Genomic DNA, 14,794 nt, shown 5'->3' with positions numbered 1-14,794 from the left:
CACTTGACAGTAATTGAGAGCGCCTATCAATTACTAGCTTAACTAAACTGGATCCCATTTTGACATCCGATACAGCATACAAACTTATGAGTTCGAACTTTTTTATATCAACACAATGAGACTATATAACAAAACAAAAAACAGGCACGAATAGTTACAACAATGATACAGCCATTATTTTAATATCAAAGTAGACACATGAAACACCCGGATTAATTATCAGGCAGAAGCGCAAACATCCCTCAGGCAACCACGCAGCCATCGATGCACGGGATCCGCATCCAGTCGAGGATGCCAGATCATCGCCAAGGTAAATTCCGGCAGTGACATTGGCAGCACGAAGCTGTGCATGCCGGCTCGCAGATTGGCGGTATGCCGCTCGGGCACAGTGGCGATCAGATCGCTTGCCTGGGCGAGCGCCAATGCAGTCGAGAAACCGCCGACCATGGTCACGATCTGCCGCTGCAAACCAAGCGCCTCCAGGGCTTCATCAATTGGCCCCTTTTCCAGCCCTCGTCGTGACACGCTGATGTGACCTCGGGCGACAAAACGCTCGGGCGACATCTCGCCGTCGCACAGCGGATGTCCCGCGCGCACCACGCCAATCAATCGATCGCGGAACAACCCCTGGGTACGCAGTTCCGGGCTCGCCGTCCTGCCCACCACACCCGTTTCCAGATCGACCGTGCCGTCGCGCAACGCCGTGCTGTCCTTGTCGGGTTTGGGCATGAAGCGCAGGCGTATGCCTGGCGCCTGTTCGGCGACGCGGGCGATCAGTGCGGCGCCGAAGTTTTCGACAAATCCTTCGCTGGTGCGCAAGGTGAAGGTGCGCGACACCTGCAGGAGGTCGGGCTGCTCGGCCGGACGCAGCACCGCTTGGGCCTCCTGCACAAGCTGGGCGACCCGCTCACGCAATTCCAGCGCACGCGGCGTTGGCACCAGGCCGCGACCGGCCCTGACCAGCAGCGGATCGCCGGTGGTTTCGCGCAATCGCGCCAACGCCCTGCTCATCGCCGATGGACTCAGGCGCAGGCGTTTGGCGGCGCGGGCGACACTGCCTTCTGCCAGCAGCACATCGAGGGTGATCAGCAGGTTGAGATCGGGAGTGGACATGCGTGCCCCAGGTCGGAAGGTATGGCGCTGTATGCACGTAATCAGTGCAAACCGTGCGTCTTCCGCCATGTTAGGCCCCGGCGTAGATTTCTGGTAGCTCCAGTCGGGAGCGGCCAGAAAAGGGCAACACCATGAATGACGGATCTGCAGTCGCGGCAGTGGCTCAACAAACACCTTCGGTGAAAGGGGCGCTGGCCAGCCTGTCGTTGGCGATGTTGTTGTCGTCCCTCGGCACCAGCATCGCCAACGTCGGCCTGCCATCCCTGGCACAGGCATTCAGCGCGTCCTTTCAACAGGTGCAGTGGGTGGTCATCGCCTATCTGCTGGCCATTACCGCCTCGATCGTCAGCGTCGGCCGCCTCGGTGACCTTGTCGGTCGGCGCCGCCTGCTGTTGTCCGGTATTGCCCTGTTCACATTGGCTTCGGCGCTGTGCGGCCTGGCGCCCAATCTTGGCCTGCTGATCGCTGCCAGGGCGCTGCAAGGCCTGGGCGCGGCGGTCATGATGGCGCTGACCCTGGCCTTTGTCGGCGACACGGTGGCCAAGGGCAAGACCGGTAGCGCCATGGGGCTGCTGGGGACCCTGTCCGCCATGGGTACGGCGATGGGACCGGCGCTCGGTGGCGTGCTCATTGACGGATTCGGCTGGCGCTGGATTTTCTTCATCAGCGTACCCCTGGGTCTGCTGACCTGGCTGCTCGCGCAACGCTACCTGCCCGAAGATCGCCAGGGGCAAACCAGGCGTGCGGGGGTCGATTCGCTGGGTACATTGTTACTGGCGCTGTTGCGCGATGGCCGACTCAGTGGCTGCCTTGCCATGAGCCTGCTGGTGACCACCGTGATGATGACGACGCTGCTGGTCGGGCCGTTCTACCTGTCGCAGACCCTGCGGTTGACGGCGATGGAGACCGGGCTGGTGCTGGCGGTCGGGCCGCTGGTCGCCATGCTGGCCGGAGTGCCCGCCGGGCGCATCGTCGACCGTTGGGGGGCCCCGGCCATGACCCTCGCCGGGCTGCTGGGCATGGCGCTCGGCTGCTGCCTGTTGTCGCTGGTGCCCGAAACGTTCGGCGTCGGCGGCTACATCGCGCCCATGGTCGTTATCACTTTGGGGTATGCGCTGTTCCAGACCGCCAACAACACCGCCGTGATGCTCGACGTGTTGCCCGATCAACGCGGCGTGGTCTCCGGCCTGCTCAACCTGTCACGAAATCTGGGACTGGTCACCGGGGCCTCGGCGATGGGCTCCGTGTTTGCCCTGGCCTCAAAGGCGGTCGACATCGGCACCGCCCAGCCGCAGGCCATTGCCAGCGGCATGCGCACGACCTATCTGGTCGCGCTGGGGCTGATCGTTGTCGCCTACCTGGTCGCATGGCGCAGGCAGGCTGACCCGCGGTAGAGGCGCTTACTGCTCCAGCGACACCAACGGCGTGTCTTTCTTGACGATGTAGGTCGCCAGTTCCGACGCCTTGCCCTGGCCGATGTTTTTCGCCACATGGGCGGTGCCGGCCGGAATGTACAGGGATTCACCAGCCTTGAGCGTCACGGTCGGTTGCCCTTCGAGTTGATATTCCAGGGTGCCGTCGGTGACGTAGGCCACTTCTACCCCGGGGTGCGAGTGTTTCGGCGACGCCACGCCCGGATCGAATTCAACGAGCACCTGGATCACTTCGCGCCCGGCGACGTCAAGGTCGCGGCGCACCAGGTCCGTACGCTTGAGGCCGGCCTGCCAGTTTTTTGCCGGTGGCTGGCCGGATTCCTGGGCTTGGGCGAGGCCCGTGAAGGCGGTGAGTGTCGCAGTGACCAGGGCAACGCCGAGCAGGCCTGCCGCGTAGCGGGTGGGGGTTCGGGACATGGTGATTCTCCAGTGAGCGCAAGGTAAAAGCCGTTATCCGGCTGCTGCATTACGCGCTCGTCGTGTATCGCCTGCGTGTCCCGCCACCCCGGATTTTGTATGCCAACGTAGCTGGGTGAACGGTGGATACGTTGCGATACCTGTAGGAGCGAGTCTGCTCGCGATGGACGTTAACGATGGCGCGGGGAGCCTGAAACCCCGCGGTGCTCTGAGGTTTTTCGCGAGCAGGCTCGCTCCTACAGGTAACCTCTGCGCCTCGCCGAGCAGCGATTGGTTGATACGCCATCTGCAATCCCTATAATCGCCGCACTTCGTCTACCCTCAAAAAGCGCCTGACCGTTATCCCATATAGGTCAGGCGCTTCGAAATACTTGCGCTAATGAACCGGAGAACTTTCATGCTCAAACGCACCCTGGCATTGGCTGTCGGCTTGACCCTGTCCTTTTCCACCCTGCTGGCACAGGCCGCCGACGTCCTCAAGGTCAGTGCCATTCCCGATGAAGCCCCCACCGAACTGCTGCGCAAGTTCCAGCCTCTGGGCACTTATCTGGAACAGCAATTGGGCATGAAGGTCGAGTTCGTGCCGGTCAGCGACTACCCGGCCGTGGTCGAGGCGCTGGCCACCGACCGGATCGACATGGCCTGGCTCGGGGGGTTCACCTTCGTCCAGGCGCGGCTGAAAACCGGCAATGCCATTCCGTTGGTGCAGCGCGAACAGGACGCCCAGTTCACCAGCAAATTCATCACCGCCGACCCGAACGTCAAATCCCTCGCCGACCTCAAGGGCAAGACCTTCGCCTTCGGCTCGGTGTCCTCGACATCCGGCAGCCTGATGCCGCGCTATTTCATGTTGCAGGACGGCATCAAGCCGGAAACCTTCTTCAGCCGCGTCGGTTACTCCGGCGCCCATGACGCCACCGTGGCCTGGGTCCAGGCGGGCAAGGTCGATGCCGGTGTGCTCAACGCCAGCGTCTGGGAAAAACTGGTCAAGGCTGGCAAGGTCGACACCAACAGGGTCAAGGTATTTGCCACCACGCCGGCCTACTATGACTACAACTGGACCGTGCGCGGCACCCTCGACCCGGCGCTGGCGGCGAAGATCAAGGCTGCCTTCCTCGCGCTTGATCCGGCGAAACCCGAGCAAAAAGCAATCCTCGACTTGCAGGCCGCCAGCCGCTTCATCGAGACCAAGCCGGAAAACTACAAGGGCATCGAGGAAGCCGCACGCGCCGCCGACCTGCTCAAATGACCTTGCATTTGACCCGGGTCAGTCTCACCCATGCCAACGGAGTACAGGCGCTGCGCAGCCTGGACTTGCACATCGAAGCCGGTGAACAGGTCGCCATCATCGGCCCGTCCGGCGCGGGCAAGTCGAGCCTGCTTAACGTACTTGCCACCGGCCTGCGCCCCGGCAACGGCGAATTGCAGGTCTTGGGGGAACAGCCCTGGCACCTGTCGGCCCGTCAGCGCCAACGCCTGCGCGCGCGCATCGGCCTGGTGCATCAAGCGCCGCCGCTGCCTCCGCGCCAGCGGGTGATCACCGCGGTGCTGGCGGGAAAAATCGGTCAGTGGGGGTTGGCCAAGAGCCTGATCAACCTGCTGCACCCGCTGGATGTTCCCGGGGCTCGCGCGGCATTGACCCGGCTCGACCTGCACGACAAGCTCTTCGCGCAGTGCCAGCAATTGTCCGGCGGCCAACTGCAACGGGTGGGCATTGCCCGGGTGCTGTATCAGGCGCCCGAGGTGTTGCTGGCTGACGAACCGGTTTCGGCCATGGACCCGGTGCTGGCCGGCCACACGCTCAAGGTCCTCTGCCAGCATGCGCGGGAGCACGCCGTGACCCTGGTCGCCAGCCTGCACGCGGTGGATCTGGCGCTGGCGCACTTCTCGCGGATCATCGGCTTGCGTGACGGACAAATCCTCTTCGACCTGCCGGCCAGCGCCGTCGACCGCGAGCAACTCGACGCCCTCTACGCCAACGAGCAGTTGCAGCCCTCCCCAACCCCGGTTCCCTCCTTGAGCGTGCAGATTCCCCGATGCTGAGTCGTGCCACCCGTGATCCCGCCGCCCGGCCACGCCTGCTGCTCACTCTGCTGGCGATCGCCCTGCTGTGGCCGGGTATCCGCTTCAGCGAACTGGACTTGAGTGTATTGCTGGCCAGTGACAGCCAGAGCGAGATGGGCCGCTTTGTCGCGACCTTTTGGCCGCCCGCCCATGGCGCAGAATTCCTTCAGCTGTTGTGGCAAGCCACCTTGCAGACCTTGGCCATCGCCACGGCTGGCATGGCCCTGGCGCTGCTCCTGGCGATCCCCGCCAGCCTGCTGGCCAGCCGCGCGCTGTCCCTGTCGGCAGCGTCCCGCGCCGGGCGCCCGAGCCAGTGGGGGCAACTGCTGCGCTGGCCGGTGCGCGGCGCGCTGATTTTCCTGCGCAGCGTGCCGGAAATCGTCTGGGCCCTGCTGTTTGTGCGCGCCGTTGGCCTGGGGCCGACCGCCGGGGTCCTGGCCATCGCCATTACCTACAGCGGCATGCTGGGCAAGGTCTACGCGGAAATTTTCGAATCGGTCGACCAGCGCCCCGCCCACGCGTTGCTGCAAGCCGGCAGTGGGCGGCTCGCGGCGTTCTGCTACGGGATCCTGCCCAACGTCGCGGCGGAGCTGTTGTCGTACACGGTGTACCGCTGGGAATGCGCGATTCGCGCCTCGGTGGTGATGGGCTTCGTCGGGGCCGGCGGCCTGGGCCAGCAGATCGACCTGTCGATGCGCATGTTCGCCGGCGGTGAAGTGGCCAGCCTGTTGCTGACCTTCCTCGTCCTGGTGCTGCTCGCCGATCAACTGAGCCGGCTGTTGCGCTGGAGGCTGGCGTGAGTCGCCTGGTCAACCTGCTGCTGGTGCTGTGCATCGGCGCCGCGGTGTTCGCTTCGTTCCGCTACCTGGGCATCGACCTCGGCGAACTGGGTGGCAGCGGCAACCTGAAACAGATGCTCGCCTACATTCAGCGTTTTCTCAGCCCGGACCTGAGCACCGGACATTTGCAGGCGATTGCTCGCGGCGCGCTGGAAACCATCGCCATGTCGGCACTGGGCACACTGTTGGCGACGGTGTTCGGCTTGTTGCTCGCGCTGCCGGCGGCCGGTCGATTCGGCTGGCCGATGCAGGGTTTGTCGCGCCTGGTGCTCAATGCCCTGCGCGCGATTCCGGAGCTTGTTTGGGCGGTGCTGATGGTCCTGGCCGCCGGGCTCGGCCCCAATGCCGGCACCCTGGCGTTGGCGCTGCACACCACCGGCGTGCTCGGCCGGCTGTTTGCCGAAGCGCTGGAAAACACCCCGCCGGAACCGGCCGACGCGATCCGCCTGCAGGGGGGCAATGCCGTGTGGGCGTTCTGCTACGGCACCCTGCCCAATCTGTTCCCGCAGCTGCTGGCCTACATCCTGTACCGCTGGGAGAACAATATCCGCATGGCCAGCGTGCTGGGTTTTGTCGGTGCCGGCGGTTTGGGACAAATGCTTTACATGAGCCTCAGCCTGTTCCAGGAGGCCCAGGCCAGCACGGTCATTCTGGCGATGCTGTTTTTGGTCTTTGCCGTCGATACGCTGAGCAGCTGGAGTCGCCAGCGTTGGGTGAAGGCCTGAAATCGCGCCAACGGCAAACAGCAGACAAACAAATGCCCCGAAAGTCGGGGCATTTGATCTTGGCGAGCTGCATATGTTCAGCTGCACAAGGCAGGCTTCTAAGAGCCAAGTAGGTGGCCAGCGCTGGTCTCTGGCTTACGAGGTTTATCAGGACTCTCACAGAAACAGCAATAAGCGCTGTCCTGCTTCACACGGCATAAGGGCTGGATCTCAGCGCGGAGATCTTTCTAACCGTGTACCCTTCGGAGCGCGCCCCACGCGTCCTCGCTATCCGCTTGCGCATCAGTCTGCGTTTTCACCTACAACTTCAGAGTAGCAAAACGCTCAGGGCGTGGACTGAAATTTTTAGATCGATTTGGTCCTGTAGGTGCCGGCTTGATGGGATGGTGATCTGACGGACGCCTTCGCTGCGATGCGGCGACCCGACAAGCCAGCTCCTACAGGTTCTGCGCACAACCGTTGATCTCATTAACGCGCTGCATATTTGCTGATTATGCTGCAATAACGCAGCGCGCATTCAAAACGGCCACGCGCAAGGCCTCCTGTTCACTGGCTTTAGAGTTGGCATGCGATATGCCCTTACCAGACTGCCCTGGCATTCTGTGCCCAGGTCCCATTAGCCGAATCGAGCCGATCCACCAATGGATATCCTGAATTTGCTGGTAAACAAAGCCCAGCCCCTGACCAGTACCGTCGGCGCCGACGGACTACTGCTCGGCCTGTCCCTGAGCCTGAGTGATCAATTGGGCTATGCACCCGAGGAGCTGCTCAATCAACCGATTGAGCGGGTATTGAGCGTCGAGTCGCTGCGCACGGTGCAGGCGCTGTTTGCCAACCCGCCCGCCGACGAGCTGATCCACAGCCTGGAGCTGACCCTGATTCGCCACAACGGTGGCCTGCTGCATGTGATTGCCAGCGGTGTGCTGGAGTGGCGCAATGTGCAACCGGCACGCCTGCACCTGTTGAAGATTCCCCTTGGTACGCTGGGCCATCGGCTGCGGGAAATGCACAACGCCAATGAAGTAATGAACCAGATGCTGCAAAGCGCCAAGGTCGCCTACTGGTGCATCGAATTCGCCGAGGCGGTGGACATCAACCACTCACCGGATGAGATCGTGCGCCAGGTGTTCGAAAACGACTCCCACTGGCGCCTGTGCAACCGGGCCATGGCCGAGGTGTACGAGATGCCGTCGGATGTCGACTTCAACCAGCAACCGGTGCGCCTGTACTGGCCACGCAGCCCGGCCAACGAAGAGTTCGTGCGGCGCCTGATCGAGGCCGGGTTTCATGTCGACGGAGCGCTCTCGGTGGATCGCCGCCACGATGGCTCGCCGGCCTACGTGGAAAACGACGTCAGGGCCACCATCGTCAATGGCCAGTTGTTGCGCATGTGGGGCAGCATTCGTGACGTCAGCCAGGAGTTGCGCATGCAGCACGATGCCGAGCAACGCATCGATGCCTTGCGCCGGGTCTTCGATGCCGTGCCCGACGCGGTGCTGGTGATCGATGAACACTTGCAACCGCAGTGGCGCAACGCAGCCTTCGAGGACACCTTCGGCATTACCCATGGTGCCGGAATCGCCCGTTTGCTGCTGGACAATGCCTTGCCCGAACGCACCTGGCACAGCCTGCCCCTGCCGGACCTGAGCGGACGCGACCTGAACTTCAATGTGCATTGCTCGCGCATCCTGATTCGCGAAGGCGTGGCCTGGCGCGTGGCGGTGTTTCGTGAAAGCCAGGGCGTTCGCACCCCCCAAGAGTTGCACCCATGAAAGACTCCAACCTGCCACCCACCTTGCAGATGGGCATGCGTTCTTCGGTCAATGTCAGCAGCGAAGTGCTGGGCGCGCTGCTGGAAACGCCGGCGTTGCATGCCTTGCTCGACAGCTTCAGCGAAGCGCTGATCATCAGCGACGGTGAGGGCCGGCTGCGCTTCATCAACCTGGCCGCCGAGCGCGTCAACCGCCTGTCGAAACAGCAGGCCGTGGGGCTGTCCGAGCGTGATTTTTTCCAGCGTTCGGCGTTGAACTACGACGACTTGCTGGCCGCGCTGAACCGCGGTGGCAACAGTGCGTTGACCCGTTCACGGGAAGGCCGGGTGCTGCTCAGCAGTACCCACGCGATCCCCACCGGTGCCTACGAAAAACCGTTCAGGATGCTCACCCAGAAAGACTTCGACGCCAGCCAGCCGCAGCGCCGGGCATCGCTCAACAACCGGCCGCTGGAGCCCCAGGGCCTGCGCGATCCCCAGGACAATGCCCTGCACCTTTCGCCGCAGCTGTCGAGCATCGCCGACACCGGCGTGCGGGCGTTCCGCCGGCGCGCACGGCTGTTGCTGCTGGGTGAGCCGGGGGTCGGCAAGACCGCCATCGCCCGGCACATCCATCGAGCCGCCGGTTGGGGCGATCGTCCGTTCATCCACGTCAATTGCGGGAGCATTCCGGAGAGTCTGTTCGAGTCGGAGATGTTCGGCTACGAGCGTGGCGCCTTTACCGGCGCGTTGCAGGGCGGCAAGCAAGGCTATATCGAAGCGGCGTCGGGCGGCACCCTGTTCCTCGACGAGATCGGTGAAATCCCGCTGCACGTACAGGCCAAGCTGCTGAAATTTCTCGAAGACAGCACCATCCAGTCGGTTGGCTCGCCCTTGAGCAAAACCGTGCAGGTACAGGTCATCGCCGCCACCAACAAGGACCTGCGTCATCTGGTGGACCTGGGTGAGTTTCGCGCCGACCTGTATTATCGCCTCGCCGTGCTGCCGGTGGAGATCCCGCCGCTGCGCCAGCACCGCGATGACTTGCCGTTTCTCATCGACATCCTGCTCAGCCGCATCAATGGCGATCGTGTACCGTCCCTGAGCCTGTCCGCCGGCGTTCGCAAGCGTTTGATGAGCTATGACTTCCCGGGCAACATTCGCGAGCTGGTGAACATTTTCGAACGTCTGGCCGTGCTCGCCGACGATGAGGCGCAGGAGCATCATTTGCCGGCTGAACTGCTCGAACCGGTGCGCGCCCGGGCCGCCTCGGTCGTGCAGGAACAAGCGCCGCAAGAGTCGGAGCAGAACCTCAAGCTTCAGGTTCAGCATTTCGAACGCCAGGTCATTCTACGTGCCGTGCACCTGTGCGGGAGCAAGCGCAAGGCTGCGCAGCATCTGGGGATTGATATAGGGACGCTGATTCGCAAGTTGCAGCGCGACTGATTGCAGCGTGTGGGCTTGGCGACCCTATTCTTTCGGAGCCATCTACGGTTTGCCTCTTAACTGTAGGAGCTGGCTTGTCGGGTCGCCGCATCGCAGCGATGGACGTCAACGATGACGCGGAGATCCTGCCACCCCGAGGCGCTCTCAGGTTTTTCGCGAGTAGGCTCGCTCCCACAGGTACTCGCTTGGCTGTTGATCTATGTACACCTGAAAGAGAATGGTCGGCTGTCAGGCCGCCATCGCCAGCAAGCCGGCTCCTACAGGTTGATCGGTGTACATCGGCAGGAGATTGGTCGGCTGTCAGGCTGCCTTCGCCGGCAAGCCAGCTCCTACAGGTTTTTCCCGGTTCTCTCCAATAAAACGCTGCAAAAACGCCTACAACGTAGTTATTTCTGCTTACACTTTTATTCTGTATAAATATTTAATCATTTAAAAACAACGACTTAAACACTTGGCACGCCCTGTGCTCCTGCTATCTGCAACCCACCATCGTTGGGCTCCGATAGTCAGGAGGAATAACAATAATGTTGATCACCGGGATCAAAAGTCGGCCGGTCTACGACCGGTTGCAACCTCTGCCGGGAGGTGTCCGGCACATCATTGCCGGGCAAGGCAGTGGCGGTCGCGCCATGTTGCGTTTGCTGGAGGAGATGGCCGGGCTGGATCGCCCCGTGACCTTGCTGTACGCCCAGGAGTCATTTTCCGGCCAGGACTTCTTGGCGCAATTGCAGCAGCACCCGGGTCACCAACTGCGGGTGTATGCCAGCAACCAGGCATTGATCGACGCCCTCGACGATCTGCTCGGCGACGCCAGGATGGGTACCCGCCTCTACCTCGCCGGTTCCGAAAGCTTCCTCGGCAGCGCCATGCAAGTGGCCACCCGCTTCGATCTCAATCGCGACGAAGTGCTTCGCGAGCACTCCGGCACCCTGGTGCGCCGGGTCTGGTGCGTGCACTGCGACACCTACACCGAAAACGTGACCCAACGCGTCTACGACTGCCCCGGTTGCAGCCTGACGCTGGTGGTGCGCGACCACTATTCCCGGCGCCTGGCGGCCTTCCAGGCGGTCAAGGCCGATGCCGAAGTACCGGGCGAACTGCCCCCAGCCGAGGAACTCGATACATGAGCCAGAACAACGGGACCTTGAACCTGCGGGTGGTCCGCATCGAAGCGGTGACCCCAGAGATCAAACGCTTCACCCTGGTATCGCCGACCGGTGCGCACCTGCCGGCGTTCTCCGGCGGCAGCCACGTGGTGGTGCTCATCGCCAACCCGAACAACACGCTGCGCAACCCCTACTCGCTGCTGAGTTCGCCCTATGACACCAGCAGCTATCAGATTGCCGTGCGCCGGGTGGAAAGCGGTCGCGGTGGTTCGATGGCGCTGCATGACAGTGTCCGCGAGGGCGACCTGATCGAGGTCACGCCACCGGTCAATCTGTTCCCGCTGATCAAGCAAGCCCGCCTGCACCTGTTCATTGCCGGTGGCGTCGGTATCACCCCGGTGATCTCCCAGCTGGAGGAATTGCGCCTGAGCAAGGTGCCCTTCGAACTGCATTACGCCGTTCGCGGCGATGAACACGCACAGCTCGGCAAAGAGTTGCAGGCCACCTACGGCGAACAGGTCCACCTGTATCGCAAAGGCATCGAAACGCGCATGGACATCGGCCGGATCCTCGCCGATCGCCCGCTGGGCAGTCACGTTTATGCCTGTGGACCGGACAGCATGATCGACGCCACGCTGGCCTGTGCCCGCGACCTGGGCTGGACCGACAGCCACGTGCACTTCGAGCGCTTCCTCGAACAAAGCAGCGGCGGCGAAGCCTTCAGTTTCACCCTCGGGCGCAGTGGCGCAACCATCGAAGTCTCGCCTGACCAGACCATGCTCGAAGCGGTCGAGGCTGCGGGCTACAGCATGCCTTACCTGTGCCGTGGTGGCGCCTGTGGCCATTGCGAAACCGCGGTCCTGGAGCTCGACGGCGAACTGCTGCACAGCGATGACTGGCTGTCGGACGACGACAAGAGCAGCCACAAGAAAATCATGCCCTGCGTATCCCGCGCCAAATGCAATCGCCTGGTCATCGACCTCTGATCGACGGAAACCATAACAATGAATATCAAATTCAATCCCGACGAAACCTACCGCGACGACTACACCTTCGCCAACAGCCCGGAGACCATCGCCCGCGCGCCCTTCCCGTTCCCCGATGACGACTACATGTACTCGATGAACCTCGAGCCCCATGTCTCGGTCGGCGACGGCGCCTTCCGGGCCGCGTTCGATATCGACGAGCACTACATCAGCGAATGCCGGGACCGCGCCATCACCCTGGAGAAAGATCCGGGCATGCACTACGTCTCGGCGCCGCACATGATGGAGGCGCAGTGGGACCTGCTCGAACTGATCATGGAGTCCTACGCCCGCGACTATCCGCAGTACTTCACCCTGTCCCGTGAAGGCCGCCAGTGGCACTGGGTCAACCGCCTGCTGGACATCGACGATCACTTCACCTTCGGCGACCCGGCGACCCTGCCCTATGAGCCGATGGAGTACGTGACCCGCCAGGCCCAGGGCGACTGGGTATTGCAGGAAGAACGCGACGGTACGCTGTATTGGGGCGCAGGGATCGCCACCCAACGGGCCGACTATTCGCTGCGATTCAACCTCGGCATGAGCTGGGAAGAGTTCCACGGCCCGGTGCCGCTGGTGAAGGAAATCGGCATGCTCGACCGTGCCCTGAAGTTCCTCCTGCGCCTGCGCACCGGCCACCCGGTGCGGCGCCTGAACTGGTCGCTGACGGTCAACCCGCGCCTTGAGGTCTCGGCCGAAAGCCTGCCTGAATGGGCGCCGGACCGGACCCTCGTGACCGCCGAAAACGCCGGCAAGCTGGTGTACCTGCGCATTGAGCTGCAACCGCTGCACCGCCTGCCGCGCAGCAACGCCATTGTCTTTCCGATCCGCACCTACCTGCTCAGCCTCGAAGACATCGCCACCAACCCGGCATGGGCGCGGCGCATGCACCGGGTGCTGCGCGACCTGAATCAGCAATTGGTCGATTACAAAGGCTTCAGCCGGTACCGCGATGCGGCGGTCGAGTGGCTGTCGCAGTACGACGACGAAACCAAAGCCTGATGCGATCCCCCTGTGGGAGCCAGCCTGCTGGCGATGGCGGTCTTGAGGGCGCCATCGCCAGCAGGCTGGCTCCCACACCGCAATCCACTGCCATTGATAATGAGGAAATAACATGAGTGGCTCATCCAACACGCGTGCAAGCAGCGCCGATCAGGACGCCGAACAACTGCGCGCCCTCGGCTACAGCTCGGATTTCAATCGCAGCATGAGCCTGTGGGAGAACTTTTCCCTGGGCTTTACCTACCTGTCGCCGGTGGTCGGGGTCTATACCCTGTTCGGCCTGTGCCTGGCCGCCGGCGGCCCGCCGATGTTCTGGTCCTACCTGCTGATCGGCGCCGGGCAAATGCTGGTCTGCCTGATTTTTGGCGAAGTGGTGTCGCAGTTCCCGATTTCCGGTGGTGTCTATCCCTGGGCCCGTCGCCTGGTGGGCAAGCGCTGGGCGTGGATGGTCGGCTGGGTCTATGCCTGGGCGTTATGCGCCACCATCGCCGGGGTCGCTGTGGGTGCCGGGCCGTACCTGGCGATCATGCTGGGCTTCAATCCCGGCCCGGATGCCAACATCGTCATCGCCCTGGCGATCATCCTGCTGTCCACCGCGCTGAACCTGGTGGGCACCAAGCTGCTGGCACGGGTGGCGATGTTCGGCTTCCTCTGCGAACTGGTCGGGGCGATCCTGGTCGGTGGCTACCTGCTGATCTTCGAGCGTCATCAACCGATCGGCGTGCTGTTCGACACCTTCAACCTTGAGGTCAATGGCTCGTACCTGCCGGCCTTCCTCGCGGCCTCCCTGGCCGGCCTGTTCCAGTACTACGGGTTCGAGGCCTGCGGCGATGTCGCGGAAGAAACCCCGAACCCGGGCAAGCGCATTCCCAAGGCCATGCGCATGACCATCTACATCGGCGGCGCGGCAGCGATGTTCGCGTGCCTGGCGTTGATTCTCTCGGTGCCGGATATGGCCAAGGTACTGGCCGGTGAAGACACCGACCCGGTCGCCACGATCCTGGCCAATGCCTTCGGCCCGGTCGGTTCGCGCCTGGTGATGGCGGTGGTCATGGTCTCGTTTATCTCCTGCGTGCTGAGCCTGCAAGCGGCGGCCAGCCGCCTGTTGTTCGCCTATGCCCGGGACGAGATGATCGTCGGCAGCTCACTGTTCAAGCGCCTGTCGGCCAACCAGGTGCCGTCGTTCGCGCTGCTGGTCAGCGGCCTGGTGCCGGCGGCGATTGTCTGCCTGGGGATGTTCATGGCCGATGCCGTGGCCACCATCGTCGGTTTCGCCGCGATCGGCATTTACGTGGCCTTCCAGTTGATCGTGGTCGCCGCGCTGATCGCCCGTGCCAAGGGCTGGCGCCCGAACGGTCAATTCACCCTCGGCGCCTGGGGCCTGTGGGTGAACCTGGCGGCACTGATCTATGGCGTGTGCGCCATCGTCAACATGGTCTGGCCGCGCTCGCCGGACGCGGCCTGGTACATCAACTATTCGATGATCCTCACCACGCTGGTGGTGATGGGTGCGGGTCTGGTCTACATGCTGCTGGGCAAGCCCTACGACAAAGGCACGGCGCCGGCGGGGGATGCGTGGAAGTTTTCCAAGCCGCGGGCCAAGGGTGCTGACCTTCCAGGTGCTGCGATAAACAAACCAGCCATCTGACAACCCGATACCCATTGTGCGAACCGGATCCTGTAGGAGCTGGCTTGCCAGCGAAAGCGGTGTGTCAGCTGACATCATTGCTGGAAGTGATGGCCCCTTCGCTGGCAAGCCAGCTCCTACAGGGAACTCGAACGAGGACAGACTTATGCAAACCCAACTCTTGATCAACGGCCAACTCATCAACGGCGAAGGCCCCGCCCAACCGGTGTTCAACCCGGCGCTGGGC

Annotated in this window: 13 protein-coding genes; 11 read left to right on the top strand and 2 right to left on the bottom strand. The window is 62.8% G+C overall.

Going from position 1 to position 14,794, the window contains the following annotated elements; all coding sequences use genetic code 11:
* Window positions 1-219: 219 nt before the first annotated feature.
* Window positions 220-1,113 carry a LysR family transcriptional regulator gene (locus NPS56_RS27560; RefSeq protein WP_274077566.1) on the bottom strand — a complete coding sequence of 298 codons (894 nt, stop codon included), beginning with the start codon at window positions 1,111-1,113 and terminating at the stop codon, window positions 220-222.
* A gap of 131 nt (window positions 1,114-1,244) precedes the next feature.
* Here NPS56_RS27560 and NPS56_RS27555 point away from each other — a divergent pair, with 131 nt between their 5' ends.
* Window positions 1,245-2,507, top strand: coding sequence for an MFS transporter (locus NPS56_RS27555; protein WP_274077565.1), 1,263 nt, complete (start codon window positions 1,245-1,247; stop codon window positions 2,505-2,507).
* A 6-nt stretch (window positions 2,508-2,513) separates the two neighbouring features.
* On the opposite strand, the gene NPS56_RS27550 is transcribed toward NPS56_RS27555, so the two are convergent.
* Entirely contained in the window at window positions 2,514-2,963 is a 450-nt protein-coding gene (locus tag NPS56_RS27550; protein WP_274077564.1) for a cupin domain-containing protein, read from the bottom strand.
* Between the two features lie 397 nt (window positions 2,964-3,360).
* Here NPS56_RS27550 and NPS56_RS27545 point away from each other — a divergent pair, with 397 nt between their 5' ends.
* From NPS56_RS27545 to NPS56_RS27500, 10 genes are all read left to right on the top strand, one after another.
* Window positions 3,361-4,212: a putative selenate ABC transporter substrate-binding protein gene (locus NPS56_RS27545; RefSeq protein WP_274077563.1), complete on the top strand. Its 852-nt coding sequence runs from the start codon at window positions 3,361-3,363 to the stop codon at window positions 4,210-4,212.
* The gene (locus NPS56_RS27540) at window positions 4,209-5,006 is read left to right on the top strand and encodes a phosphonate ABC transporter ATP-binding protein (protein WP_274077562.1); all 798 of its coding nucleotides are present in this window, start codon (window positions 4,209-4,211) and stop codon (window positions 5,004-5,006) included. Before NPS56_RS27545 ends, NPS56_RS27540 begins: the two co-directional genes overlap by 4 nt.
* Entirely contained in the window at window positions 5,000-5,827 is an 828-nt protein-coding gene (locus tag NPS56_RS27535) for a PhnE/PtxC family ABC transporter permease (protein ID WP_274077561.1), read from the top strand. The genes NPS56_RS27540 and NPS56_RS27535 overlap by 7 nt, the downstream gene beginning before the upstream one ends.
* On the top strand, window positions 5,824-6,591 hold the full coding sequence (phnE, locus tag NPS56_RS27530) for a phosphonate ABC transporter, permease protein PhnE (protein ID WP_274077560.1): 768 nt from the start codon (window positions 5,824-5,826) through the stop codon (window positions 6,589-6,591). Before NPS56_RS27535 ends, phnE begins: the two co-directional genes overlap by 4 nt.
* A 641-nt stretch (window positions 6,592-7,232) precedes the next feature.
* Window positions 7,233-8,363, top strand: a complete 1,131-nt coding sequence (locus NPS56_RS27525; RefSeq protein ID WP_274077559.1) for a PAS domain-containing protein — start codon at window positions 7,233-7,235, stop codon at window positions 8,361-8,363.
* The gene (locus NPS56_RS27520; RefSeq protein ID WP_274077558.1) at window positions 8,360-9,787 is read left to right on the top strand and encodes a sigma-54 interaction domain-containing protein; all 1,428 of its coding nucleotides are present in this window, start codon (window positions 8,360-8,362) and stop codon (window positions 9,785-9,787) included. The genes NPS56_RS27525 and NPS56_RS27520 overlap by 4 nt, the downstream gene beginning before the upstream one ends.
* A gap of 524 nt (window positions 9,788-10,311) precedes the next feature.
* Window positions 10,312-10,914 carry a dimethylamine monooxygenase subunit DmmA family protein gene (locus NPS56_RS27515; protein WP_274077557.1) on the top strand — a complete coding sequence of 201 codons (603 nt, stop codon included), beginning with the start codon at window positions 10,312-10,314 and terminating at the stop codon, window positions 10,912-10,914.
* Window positions 10,911-11,879 (top strand): PDR/VanB family oxidoreductase, encoded by a 969-nt coding sequence (locus NPS56_RS27510; protein WP_274077556.1) that lies wholly within the window; start codon window positions 10,911-10,913, stop codon window positions 11,877-11,879. Before NPS56_RS27515 ends, NPS56_RS27510 begins: the two co-directional genes overlap by 4 nt.
* Before the next feature lie 18 nt (window positions 11,880-11,897).
* On the top strand, window positions 11,898-12,920 hold the full coding sequence (locus NPS56_RS27505; protein WP_274077555.1) for a heme-dependent oxidative N-demethylase family protein: 1,023 nt from the start codon (window positions 11,898-11,900) through the stop codon (window positions 12,918-12,920).
* A 112-nt stretch (window positions 12,921-13,032) separates the two neighbouring features.
* Complete coding sequence (locus NPS56_RS27500; protein ID WP_274077554.1) at window positions 13,033-14,568, top strand: APC family permease; 1,536 nt, start codon at window positions 13,033-13,035, stop codon at window positions 14,566-14,568.
* Window positions 14,569-14,794 lie beyond the last annotated feature (226 nt).

The sequence above is a fragment of the Pseudomonas putida genome, from assembly GCF_028682635.1.
GTDB classification, from domain to species: domain Bacteria; phylum Pseudomonadota; class Gammaproteobacteria; order Pseudomonadales; family Pseudomonadaceae; genus Aquipseudomonas; species Aquipseudomonas putida_AE.
Note: the sequence above shows the minus strand (reverse complement) of the source record. Positions and strands in the feature narration are given on the sequence as shown.